General features: G+C 40.3%; 9 protein-coding genes. 1 reads left to right on the top strand and 8 read right to left on the bottom strand.

What is annotated here, in order from left to right; translation table 11 throughout:
• Positions 1-41: 41 nt before the first annotated feature.
• The 5 genes from BLR43_RS10950 to BLR43_RS10930 all read right to left on the bottom strand — a co-directional run bounded on the left by BLR43_RS10950 (position 42) and on the right by BLR43_RS10930 (position 6,596).
• The gene (locus BLR43_RS10950) at positions 42-566 is read right to left on the bottom strand and encodes a hypothetical protein (protein ID WP_093071051.1); all 525 of its coding nucleotides are present in this window, start codon (positions 564-566) and stop codon (positions 42-44) included.
• Complete coding sequence (locus tag BLR43_RS10945; RefSeq protein WP_093071049.1) at positions 553-2,139, bottom strand: site-specific integrase; 1,587 nt, start codon at positions 2,137-2,139, stop codon at positions 553-555. Before BLR43_RS10945 ends, BLR43_RS10950 begins: the two co-directional genes overlap by 14 nt.
• Complete coding sequence (locus BLR43_RS10940; protein WP_093071046.1) at positions 2,132-3,412, bottom strand: site-specific integrase; 1,281 nt, start codon at positions 3,410-3,412, stop codon at positions 2,132-2,134. Before BLR43_RS10940 ends, BLR43_RS10945 begins: the two co-directional genes overlap by 8 nt.
• A 120-nt stretch (positions 3,413-3,532) precedes the next feature.
• Positions 3,533-4,801 carry a tyrosine-type recombinase/integrase gene (locus tag BLR43_RS10935; RefSeq protein ID WP_045455641.1) on the bottom strand — a complete coding sequence of 423 codons (1,269 nt, stop codon included), beginning with the start codon at positions 4,799-4,801 and terminating at the stop codon, positions 3,533-3,535.
• A 1,309-nt stretch (positions 4,802-6,110) separates the two neighbouring features.
• A complete protein-coding gene (locus BLR43_RS10930) occupies positions 6,111-6,596 on the bottom strand; it encodes a hypothetical protein (protein WP_071001566.1) in 486 nt (161 codons plus the stop codon).
• Positions 6,597-6,806: 210 nt separating this feature from the next.
• On the opposite strand from BLR43_RS10930, the gene BLR43_RS10925 reads away from it, so the two are divergent.
• On the top strand, positions 6,807-7,475 hold the full coding sequence (locus BLR43_RS10925; RefSeq protein ID WP_071001567.1) for a hypothetical protein: 669 nt from the start codon (positions 6,807-6,809) through the stop codon (positions 7,473-7,475).
• A 130-nt stretch (positions 7,476-7,605) separates the two neighbouring features.
• Here BLR43_RS10925 and BLR43_RS10920 read toward each other — a convergent pair whose 3' ends face one another.
• The 3 genes from BLR43_RS10920 to BLR43_RS10910 all read right to left on the bottom strand — a co-directional run bounded on the left by BLR43_RS10920 (position 7,606) and on the right by BLR43_RS10910 (position 12,786).
• Positions 7,606-8,361, bottom strand: coding sequence for a M90 family metallopeptidase (locus tag BLR43_RS10920; protein WP_071001568.1), 756 nt, complete (start codon positions 8,359-8,361; stop codon positions 7,606-7,608).
• A 378-nt stretch (positions 8,362-8,739) separates the two neighbouring features.
• Positions 8,740-11,307, bottom strand: a complete 2,568-nt coding sequence (gene uvrA, locus BLR43_RS10915; RefSeq protein ID WP_071001569.1) for an excinuclease ABC subunit UvrA — start codon at positions 11,305-11,307, stop codon at positions 8,740-8,742.
• Between the two features lie 234 nt (positions 11,308-11,541).
• Positions 11,542-12,786, bottom strand: coding sequence for a DUF819 family protein (locus BLR43_RS10910; protein ID WP_071001570.1), 1,245 nt, complete (start codon positions 12,784-12,786; stop codon positions 11,542-11,544).
• Positions 12,787-12,969 lie beyond the last annotated feature (183 nt).

Below are 12,969 nucleotides of genomic sequence, written 5' to 3'. Positions count from 1 at the left end.
GTTTGAGTAGCTTATTTATGTTTGGCATGGTTCCTAAAAAGTTATGAGTGTCTTCCTATTTTAATTCCCTTTGCTACTTTTGCAAGAGGTCTATTCACTATGTGTTGTAGTCTTTTGAATGTTCCAACATGATCTGGAAGGTTAGCAGCATTACTATTATTCTTTAATAAAAGGTAGGCGTGGTTAAGAATTTCTGTCGATAGTTTTTTCGGGTGAGTGTCAGAGGTAAGTTCTTGTAGGGAATAAAACCAACGCTTTAACACTAAAAGTTCAGCAACAAGCTTTTGTGGTGAAACATTACCGTTAGCTTGGCGATAACTGTACACTAGCATGGCTTTACAAAATTCTTGATACTCTTCAGATATATTTATATTTGACAGCCCTTTTACTTTGCTTGTAGAAAAAAACCTGAGGCTTAGCTTGTTTCTTGATAGTAGCCAGCTTGAACCCACACCAGTCTTTAACCAAAAACCATCTTCCCATAAGGCATCATTTGGTTTGTATAAGTTGTTTTTAAAATATACTTTTTGCTCATCAATGAATTTACTGTAATTAGTCATCTGCATTTTTCAACTCACTATTTAACTTACAGCGCTTAATGACTGACTGTATTTCAAATTTAGTAGCTTCATTAATAGCAATAATCGGGTTTGATGAGTTATAAACAGCATCAGACATATATATGATCGATTCTAGTTCATATTGAACACATTCTAAAACCTCTTTATGATTACCATTTATATAAGGATGAAAATAGACACATCCATAGCAACTACGCACAGGTTCAAGGAAACAGTTGGCTTTATAGCTACATTTACCTATATTGATGTGGATCTTATTATTAATAAATCCTATTACATTCTTTCCATGATCTTGCTCATGAGTAATAATATCACCAGTCATTAGCATGGCTATTATTTGTTGGTAAACAGGATTTCTACCGAGTGCGATAGCTCGAATTTGAGCAAGATTGGGCGATGAAAAAATATAATGTCTAGCTGTAACTAAGGATGAATGGCCTAAAATGTAAGCAATGTCTTCAGCACTTGATCCTGACAGTGCCATTGAGTAAGCTACATGATGGCGGAACTGAGAACTTGTGTATTTAATTTGGATTAATTCACCATTTGAAACTCGTTGTTGATATTCCTGTGGTGAGAATTCAAAGAGTTGTTCATTGATAGCAGTAGTACAGTAAGTAACTGCATAATTACCTAAATCAAAAAGCTGATTGTTTGTAGGTAATTCAAACTGTTTGATATATTGTAAAATAACTGTAGCAATTTCCTCAGGTAGTTTTATAGAAACTTTAGCATGATTGAATCGCCCTTGTTTTGCATAAGGTACAACTATGCTGTAGCGCATATTTTCACCTGCTTCCGTATAAGTGTCTATCTTTATATCTTCAACAGAAAGTTTTGATAATTGAACGGGTCTCATACCAGTTACATAGATAAGACCAAGGATAGAGGCATTTTTAATGACATTGTCTGCTATTGATTGTCCCTCCAAAATTTCTAAATTCAATTTTGCAAAGCCATTTTGTATCATTGTGATCGTAGGTTTACTAATAGGATCTTCAAACTCTTGATAGAACAATTTTGAGTTAAAAGATTTTGGTCTTTCTAGTATTTCAAGATCAAGTTCATCTTCTTCACTAAATCCTTCAAAACCTTCAGCTATCAATAATCTGACAAAGTTCTTTAGTGTATAGTATTCTCTATGTTTAGATTCATCTACGGCTAAATCTAAAAGCACTTCTTTGAAACTTAGATAACTAAAAGAGTTGTTGCTTTTTATTAACTTATGAAATTCAGACCTGACTTGTTTAAAGTATCTTGATAAATAAGCAGGGCTATTAATTTGGGAGTAGTAAGCTAAAAAGAACTTTAATAACTTAATCTCATGCTTATCTAGATAATTTTCTTCAGTAAAGTCTATGTACTCTTTTCTACCGGAGTAGAAAAACTCCCAAGTACTTGAGGTAGAATTGATAAATTTCGTTTCATATCTATCAGCAAGCATAAATCGAATTATAGTAGGAATATGTAGACTTTCAATTTTACTTATCTGAGCCTCAGAAAATAAACGATGACTCGAGTAGTTAGGAAACTCTAGTGCTAAATTATTATTAGTCATAGTGTGCACCCACTTTTGTAATTCGATGTATATTAGATAAGTTAGCATTTTCCGAGATAAATCGGCTAGCATATAAGTATGGCATAGTACTGTTGAGTGACCACCCTGCCATCTTTCTTAAACTTTCAATAGCATTCTCCATTGCCTGCGCCTTGTTGTAACTGTCCAAATATGATTGATAACTATGTTTAAGCATCATATACGCCCATGTATGACGAAGAATATGAGCTGAAATTTTATCAATTGAATCTACATAATTTTTGTCAAAAAATTGAGGATGCTTGCTTTTTATCTTCTCATTTATCGTAGCTATGAGCTTTTTAAGACCTGATTTACTAAGAGGTGCGTAGGGTGCTTGTAACGATAGAAATAGCATGTGACTTTTAGAATCTCGAGATCTGATATTGTTGATATACATGTGAATAAATTGAGCATCACGTTTTTCTAATAATATGGTTCGAACGGATTGAACGTTTTTCATCTGCGGCTTCGATATACGGTTATCTGTTCTATCTTGTGTATCAGTTATAACGAGATAAGTATTACATGTTTTTAAATCAGTCTTAATTGAGTTAAGAGTTAAAAGTAACAGCTCGCCAGTCCTCAAACCGTAGTTTAAGAGCAGATGTACAATGAGAAAGTTTCTTAACTGCGCTTCCTTACTCTTAAATAAAGGTTCTAGTGCTTTTGGCGAAATAATAGAATATAGAGCTTCTTTTATTTCCTCTGTAAGGCTTTTAAAGTTTGTCCCATTTTTATGGGCTTTATGGTGATTAGAGGACAAGTTTTTGACAAGATCAGACTTTTGGGAAAGTGTAGATTTATATCTAACTATTTGAGGGCTTATAGATTTACCGTGTACTTGACTAAAGGTATCTAATAAATAGTTTAAATAGCTGAGGATAGCCCGCAAACGATGTGCAAGCGTATTGTAATTAATTGAAGGATTGCTCCCTAATCTAATTAGCTTTTGGTCAACTACCCGCATATTTTCCAAATATAATATAAAGCTGTCTATTTCTTTAATCATCAAATTAGGGTTAGATTTATGTTCACGGAAATACTTGCAGAATGACTGATTATGTTTTTCTTCCCAGAACTCGTACCACTGCTTAATGCCCTGCAAGTAAGCTCGTTGTGTTGATTCACTTTTAAACTTCAATGAGCTATTAATATAAAGCATAGGATATAAGCAGGGAAGTGTAGTAGTGCTATCAAACAATAGACTAAGCTGAGCTGAGTTGTTTAGAGTAATAGATTTTATTTTCAGCATTTGAATCAAATCCTACGAATATATGAACTTTTATATAGGTGTCTCTTATGATTTAATATTATATTAATACTCTCTACAAAGCAATGAAAATTGAATGATATAATCAGCTTAAAGTAGTTTTCATACAGAGTCTCGCAGCTTATCTATATAGTCAGCCCAATCTTGCATCATGAGTATTCGAGTATCGATTTCATCCAATCGGTTATAAGCGCCACCATGCGTATCCTTTATTCGATGTCCTAATTGCAGCTCAGTCACAATATCTGAGTAACGTAGTTCAGATTGTTCCATAAGCAATGTTTTGGCCGATGCTCGAAATCCATGAGCACACTGAACATCTTTGTATCCAAGCCTATGGAATATCTGTACTAGAGTCGCTTTACTAATATAGCTATTGCTTGAGGCACGCATCGATGCAAACACATATTCTTTATGACCTGTAATTGCTTTTATTCTTCGTAAGCGTTCAATAACCTGAGTGGCTAGAGGTACAACTAAGTGCGATACCATATCCTCACGACCTTCGCCTTTAGTAGGAGAAAACTCCCATAGCTTGTTATCCCAATCTATATCTTGCCATCGCATAGACCGCAAATCGATACTACGCACAAAAACATATGGTAATAAGTTCATTGCTTCCAATGTAATCTTACTTGCACCTTCAAAATTAGACATATCGTTTAGGAGAGTGGCAAACTGATCAGGCTTAGTGATGGCTGGTAAATGGTTGCCTGAGCTGGCAGGTGCGAGCTCGCCACGCGTATCAATAGCTATGTTTCTATCGCATAATCCTCTTGCAACAGCGAATGAGAAGACTTTTTCAGTATAAAGCCGAGTGCTTGCACCAACGAAGGTTGCTTGATTTTCATTATTCTGAATCGCCTCACACACACTTAATATCATCTCGCTCGTGATATCGTTCATTCTTAAGTCGCCAATCTCGCGACACATATATCCTAGACATAAATCCCAAAATTTAAGGGTAGATTCACTAAACGCACGCTTTCTAGAATTGCTACGATTACGACTTGATGTTTTGTGGTCTCGCCACGCTTGTGTAATTTCAGAAAATGTGGCGTTCTTTAGATGAGCATACTTATTGACTTGTTCTTTTTTATGGATAGCTTTAGGGTCAGAGCCTTGTGCGACCATCTTAAGTATACTTTCTGCTTTATGCTTAGCTTCATATAGACTGATTTCTTCGACCTTACCTAGCATCATTCTAGGACGCTTACCATCGATATGCGGATGAGCGTACCTCAAGTAATATTCTTTTTTACCATTTGGATAAATACGAATACTTAGGCCCGCAATACCTGAGACACTAACCGAGTAATCTTTATCTCGGCATTCAAGTATATTAATATCATTTAAATTGTCGACAGCCATAATGCACATCCGTAAGTTTTATAAGCAAGGTAAATTGTGAATGTTAATCTATTAACTCTATACTGAGATTTAGAATAATCTTTGCACATACTTTATAAATTCTGAAAAAGTATCTTTTGGAAAATATAGATAGTTATTGGACACTGAAATGGACACGGTTATTAATCTATTAAGACATAAAACCCTTTAAAATTAAGTATTTTAGGTACAATTATCCCCAAGTGAAGGTTGGGGATAATTATAGTATAGTGGAGAAAGAGGGAGTAAGCTATTTTTTTTGTTGATATATATGGCGTTTGAAGGAATAAACTTCATATAGATTAAAAGTAAGAGTGCTGTTTGCTATTGGCAATAGAGTCCTTCGACATATTTGCACGAAAAACCGTGCTCCTGTACTCGCACAGAATACCTTAATCAGGGTGATAGTACTGTTCTGTGCAAATTTGGAAGGTATCAACTCAATGCTTTAGATTAAGATATCTCAGTAAGAACGAGAGATGTTAGAAAAGACCAATGAATGTTTCACTAATCAGGAAGGCTGTTTTGGTGACTCTAAATGGAAACGTAGTTAGCTATGATAATAGCAGCTATAAGGTGTATATAGACTTGGACTTACTGAGATGCCAAGTAGGAGTATTATCAGAGCTTGTATACGTTCTTATCAATGATATAGAGTAATAGGCATTCAGAAGGGTTATTGCTTTTACTTTGAGCTGATTGTCACTTGGTGGCTAATACTTCTGTACCTAACGTAGTTCAAGCACATTCGCATTAATCAGGAAGTCGGCTAAGCTACCAACAATCGATTGATGAGTGATTTGTTTATTAGGTGATGATTAGGAGTGACAGATTATTCAGAGGGCTTATTGTGCAGTATGAAGGTAGTAAACTTAGCAATGATGAGTAGAACAAGTTTATCAAACAGGTTAACTAGCGACATGGTTTAATACGTTAAGCTCGATTACAAATACAATAGGATTAATGATAGCTCTGTACATTAACTCCTTAAGACAGCTCAGCTAGTAACTGTATTAGTGGTGATGAAGATGACTTTATGAATAGGTAATACGTATGAGAATTAATCAATCATCAACCAATCTTTATAGGGATTTATCATATAATTATAATCCCATGAACTTATTGTATGGTACCCTTAGTTTAACATAATATACATTATGCGAAAACATACCGGCGGTTTCAGTATAAGAGTAAATATCAATCTGCGTCATATCGTTTCTATATTTAACTGCGTATTTTTAAATTTAAAATAGCTTGGCGCTGACATTTTTAATATCAATTCAGTTTTCTACTAACGACAAGTTTCAAGCAAATGCTTACTCAAAGTTCCACCATCTTCATTTAAGCTAACATCTGCGATTTGGCAATCTTTATCATTGCATGTCAAATCATAATAAATATTGCTACCTTGCGCCAAGCTGACTTTAACCAATCCTTTATCAGTCATCGAAAACTTCTTGTCTTGAGTATAATCAGGGTCTTGAGAATCCCACAGCACATCATAATCAACATTGCAGGACGTTTGATTTTTATCAAAGTAATCTTGTTCTAGCTGCATGGCTGCTTGTAAATCAGCATTGGCATATTGCTGTAGCACTATAGGATTACTCATACCTTGGTCATCGATATCTTGTTGGTACATTTTTGTGATGGTCGTGATTTTCATATCAGCCACAGCAGCTTGTTTCTGAAATGCTTTTGTCACATCTGCTGTGGCAGTACCGACAGTTGTCAGTGCTATGGTTGATAGTAATATCAGCGATTTGTATGTTGGCATGTCGTTCTCTACGAGCTTTTATCTTATAAGTGTTACGGTCTATTACATCATAGCCATATAACGACTCTGCTGTATTATCGTATCATTCAGGTTCACTCATCAAAATTCCGATTACATAGCGCTTTTATGCTCTTTTATCTATTGTGATGACAACTTTTAGTGGCTTATCGTGACGTTTATTTCACTAATAACTGTGGTAAGGATGCTTTTATGATAATACTACCTACCTTTTTCAAGGAGAAATCTGCGGCATTGGCCTCTAGTAGCCTTTTATTGCTTGCTTTGACCGCGACTGGCTGCCAGTCCGCTTCTGAGTCCAGCGAAGCGATTGTCGCTCAACCTACCAGCACCTCAGCAACGGCTATAAGTACTGATATCAGTCAACAAACCCTAAAGCAGCAAGCGTTGCGTATACAGCGGGCACTCGCCAATAAGGATTTTGCTAGAATTACTGATGATATTCATCCCACACGTGGCGTCCGTTTTTCGATGTATGCCTACGTGCGCCCTGAGTCAGACAAGGTTTTTAGCCGCGCGCAATATGCACAGTATTTGCAGCAGTCCAAAATCCGCTTTACTTGGGGTGAACGTGACGGCTCTGGTGAGCCATTAATCATACCGCTACCAGAGTACCTAGACACTTGGGTAAAGGCCAAAACCTTTAATGACGCTACCCTTAGCGTCAATGAGTTTCAAAAAAGTGGCAATAGCATCAATAACCTAAATAAAATATATCAAAACTCTGATGTCGTTGAGTTTTACTATAAAGGTAGTGATGAATACAGCGGTTTAGACTGGCGGGTGTTGCGCTTGGTGTTTGATGAGTATCAGGGTAAGCGTTATCTCGTCGCTGTCGTTAACGATCAGTGGACGGTTTAAATAACAGCGTAAGCATCTTTATGGTCAGATAAATTATATTAAACAAGGGCAATGCGTCATATATGAAGCACTGCCCTTTTTGTCTCTTTATCATATTGAATTATATTTAATTTTTGATATATATTTTACTTTATGCTTTTGGCTGAAGTGGACTTTGCTTAAAAAACTTCACCATAATATCGTAAATGTCAGGATAAGCATCCACTAGCTTTTGCGGCGTCTCAAAAAATACTTCGCTCAATACCGCAAAAAACTCGGCAGGATTGGTCGCACCATAACGATCTAAACCTGACTTACGATGCGTTTGAAAGTCTTCGAAATCTCGCGACATGATTTGTGTCCAACGTGCAGGATCCATGTCAGGCTGCATCGGTGGAAAGCCATTAGCGCGGCCATTCATCATATCAAGCTTATGCACAAACTCGTGAATCACCACATTGTGTCCGTCACGCTCACCTGAGTGCTTGGCATCCTTCCATGAGAGAATGACAGGACCTCGCTGCCATGCTTCCCCACTACGGTGCTGACTGCCCTCATGGACGATACCAAATTCATCTACCGTTGTACTCTCACTTTTGTACGAACCTTGATAAATAATAATAGATGACCAACCGCTATACCACTCAAGGCTGAGGTTTAAGATAGGCAAGCACGCCTGTAGTGCAATGGATTGTCTGACCGCATTAGTAATCTCAAAACCTTGTGCACCCACAATCGACTTATCATCCAAAAACAAAGTCGCCAAGTCAAACAAGCGGCTTAGCTCGTCTTCAGTCAACCTATCCAATATCATGATACACTCAGCCGCCCGCGCCCAGTCTTCATGCGTGAACTTGCTGTTGTCCAATATACGCTGCTCACGCCAGTCTTTTATGATGTCAAACATACACTTTATCCCTATTCTTCTTAGTATATAGGCCAGCCGTTCTACGTATATTATAGCGATAACCAGTAGCACGCCATGATAATTACTATATTAAAATGTATAAAAACGCCGCTCATAAATACATTACTGAGCGGCGCAGACTGTCATCCATACATTATGTTTTAAAATTGATATTGTAAGCCTAACTGTAATGACAGTTTAATCTTACCCAAAGGTCGCCGTATTGATGAGGGTGATGAGTACTTTAATACCATCCGTCATCAATGGTCAGATGCGTTGCGTCGCACGTTAGTTGAATTGCCCAAATGCCCTGATAATTATTGGGGATACCCTTCACTCTTAGACCCAATTTGAAAACTGGTCGTCACATCAATAAAATCACACCAATAAAAACGGTGCGGTGCGACTGTCTTCTGATTGGGCCACGTCTTCTGGCGTACCTTGAGCGACAATTAACCCGCCCTCATCACCTGCCCCTGGCCCCATATCAATCACCCAGTCGCTATTGCTGGCCACTTGCATATCATGCTCAACCATGATGACGGTGTTCCCCGCATCGACCAAACCGTTTAATTGCGTCATCAGCATGGATACATCAGCAGGATGTAAACCTGTGGTTGGCTCATCTAAGATATAGAGCGTATCGCCTCGTTGCGTGCGTTGTAGTTCAGTGGCAAGCTTAATACGCTGTGCTTCACCCCCTGACAACTCAGTGGCGGGCTGCCCCAAACGTAAGTAGCCAAGCCCCACTTGCAGCAACGCATCCAATGCGCGCAAGATAGGCGCTTCATCAACAAAGAACTCATGAGCCGCTTCAACGGTTAAATTTAATACTTCAGCAATGTTTTTATCTCGATACGTGATGGTAAGTGTTTCTTCATCATAGCGTTGCCCGTGACAGACCTGGCAAGGTGCATAGACACTTGGTAAAAATAGCAGCTCCACACTGACAAAACCCAAACCTTCACAATTTGGACAGCGGCCTTTTTTGGTGTTAAACGAGAAACGTCCAGCGTCATAGCCATGTGCTTTTGCTTGCTTAGTTGCGGCAAACAGCTTACGCACATCATCGAACAATCCTGTATAGGTTGCTAGGTTTGAGCGCGGTGTCCGCCCAATCGCCTTTTGATTGATATTAATAAGACGACGGACTTGCTCCATGCCAGCGACGATTTCACCACCAGTGACTGTCTCAAGCTCTTGCTCAAGCAAATCTGCCTCACCTACAGGCGCTTCAGTAACCGTCTTTTGCCCCAATACTTCACTGATAAGCTCTACCAATGCTTGGCTGATAAGACTCGACTTACCTGACCCTGAGACACCCGTGACACTAGTCATCACCCCAAGCGGAAACTCAACATCCAAGCCGATTATATTATTGCGCTCGATATTTGCGAGTTTCAGCCACGCTGTCGGTTGCCTTGTGTCAGATTTTGACTGATGATTCGCCGTGTCGTTAGCAAAGAGATATTGACCCGTATGCGACTGCGCAACCTCACGTAGCCCTTCTACAGGCCCACTATAGACAATCTCGCCGCCATGCGTGCCAGCCTGTGGCCCGACATCGACCACCCAATCAGCATGCCCAATCACACTCACGTCGTGCTCAACCACAAACACCGAGTTACCAGATGCGATCAACTCATCTAGCGCCCCAAGTAGCGCCTGCGTGTCAGCAGGGTGCAGACCTGCTGATGGCTCATCAAGGACATAAACCACGCCAAACAGTTGCGAGCGAATCTGGGTCGCTAATCGCAATCGCTGTAGCTCACCAGGCGATAGTGTTGGTGTGGTACGCTCAAGTGACAGATAACCGAGCCCAAGCCTTGTTAGTGCCTCAATACGAGAGAGAATATCACTGGCAATACGCTGGGCAACGATGGCTTTTTCGCGGTTTGGTGTATCATCAGCTATCTTGGTATGCGCTGTTTTCTCAAGTTTTTGGGCCATGTCCGTCAATGTAAGCTGTGACAGCTCACCGATATCGAGTCCTGCAAATTTAACCGACAGTGATTCTTTCTTAAGTTTTTTGCCGTGACATTCTGGACACTCGGATATCTGCATAAATTGCGACACGCGTTTCTTGGTGCGCGGGCTTTGAGTGGTGGCAAAAGAATGCAAAACAAAGTTTTTGGCACTGGTAAACGTACCCATATAGTTTGGCTTTTCCCCTTTCTCAATGGCCTCCCGTGTCTGTTCTATATCATACTCAGGATAAACAGGCACTGTTGGTGTCTCATCGGTAAACAAGATCCAGTCGCGGGTCTTCTTTGGCAGGGTGTGCCAAGGTTTATCAATATCATAGCCGAGCGTGGTCAATATACGGCTCAGGTTTTGACCTTGCCATGCCGGTGGCCATGCGGCAATAGCTCGCTCGCGAATGCTTTTGGTATTATCTGGTACCAGCAGATCCTCGGTGACCTCAAATACACGGCCGATACCTGAACACGTGGGACAGGCACCATCTGGCGTATTGGGCGAGAACGCATCGGCATACAGCATCTCTTGGCCGGCGGGATACTCTCCGGCTCGTGAGTACAACATACGAAGACCATTAGATATGGTTGTTACACTACCGACGGACGAGCGTACTGACGGCGTACCCCGCTGCTGCTGTAAGGCAACTGCTGGCGGTAACCCTTCTATAGTATCGACATCGGGTTCATCAACCTGATCGATGAGCCTTCTGGCATAAGGCGATACTGAATCAAGATAGCGCCGCTGTGACTCGGCAAATAGCGTACCAAATGCCAGTGATGATTTTCCCGATCCAGATATACCCGTAAAGACCACTAAGGCATTGCGCGGTAAATCCACATCGACGTTCTTTAAATTATGAACACGCGCACCTCTGACCTGAATATTTTCTTGATTAGGGTTGTATAGAGCGTTCTTGACGATACTTGTCTTATTTTCTGTTGCTTCTAATTGTTTTGGATTGGCCATGACGCTATTTTTCCTATTGAGACACTATTTATTGCTAATGTATTTATTATTATTCATCTGAGTAGCAGGAAGGTTAACACGTACTCATGCAGGGGTGTGGCAAAGCTTACGTATCAATAGCATCGATAGACAAAACGACAACTTAAGTCATTAGGCACCTTATAATAAAAAAACCCGCAATCATTGCAGGTTTTTTGAGGAAAAAATGCTATCAGAATATGGATAACCTAAACACTAACCCACTACCAAGCGCATCAATTGGGTACTGATATACCCGCCAAACGTACCCACCGCATAGCCCATAATACCCAAAAACACGCCAACAGGCGCAAGCGATGGATGAAAAGCCGTCGCGACGATCGGTGCCGACGATGCGCCACCTGTATTGGCATTAGAACCTACCGCCAAAAAGAAAAACGGCGCACGGATAAGTCTGGCAACCCCAAAGATAATCACCACATGGATACTCATCCATAAAAAGCCGATAAGCAATAGCCGCCACTGCGAGACAATACCTGCCAAATTAATCTGCATACCAATCGCGGCAATCAGCACGAAGATAAATACGGTACCCATTTTGGACGCGCCCACATGGTCGAGTCTGCGAATCTTAGTAAAAGAAAAAATGACGCCTAACAGAGTAATAATGACCACCATCCAAAAGAATGAACTGGCAAAACTATATTGCACCGCCCATTTATATGGGGCAAAAAAGTCAGCAATTTGTCCACCAACAAAGTGCGCCACTCCTACCATGGCAAAGCACAAGCCAAACATCACCATCAAATCATTAATGGTGGCTGGACGGGCATGATCGCGCTCATAGCTTTCGACGGCTTTAATGACTTTATCAATACTACTGGTATCAGCGCGCAAGAATCGATCGATCTTTGCGCTGTGTTTTGCCATCACCAAGATTGCGAGTAACCACAATGAGGCATTGGTGGCATCCACCAAGATCATCATGCCAAACAAATCATCACTGACCCCAAACAGCTCTTTCATTGCCGCTTGGTTAGCTGCACCGCCGATCCAACTGCCTGCCACGGCTGAAAATCCACGCCATAATGTATCATCGAGGAACATTTCAGGCGATACCCACTTAGCTATTCCTAAACTAATGGGACCGCTAATAACAATAGCGATACTGGCGGCAAAGAACATGGCAATCGCTTTCCAACCTAATCCTAGTATTTTGGGAACATCCATGGATAAGGTCATCAATAGCAAACTGGCTGGCAGCAGATACGTCGCGGTAAATCCATAAATCTGTGAACCCACCCCATCGGCGAACATCCCTAAGCTATTTAAAGTAGCAGGTATAAAGCAGCACAGCACAATACCGGGCAATACCGCATAAAACCGTCGCCAGAATTTACCCGGCAAACCTTGGGTATAGAATACTAGGCCAATGATTGCCATAATGATACCGAAAGCTAATGGCAGGCTATCAATTGCTAAAGAGGAGGTAGTAGGCATCAAGGCGCTCCGAGGCAAACAACTGGCAAAAGTGAATCAGTATAGACAAGCTAAAAAACTCGTGCAAGCAGCCATGTCAATGATCTTAATAACTGCTGAGCTCTAAACGAATCATAGTTAGTCATGCCTGCAAAAGCTTAACTATACCATCAGCGAACAATGGGTCACACACAAAAAAGCCAG

The sequence above is a fragment of the Psychrobacter pacificensis genome (assembly GCF_900101915.1).
Taxonomy (GTDB): domain Bacteria; phylum Pseudomonadota; class Gammaproteobacteria; order Pseudomonadales; family Moraxellaceae; genus Psychrobacter; species Psychrobacter pacificensis.
This window is presented reverse-complemented; position numbering and strand designations above follow the sequence as displayed.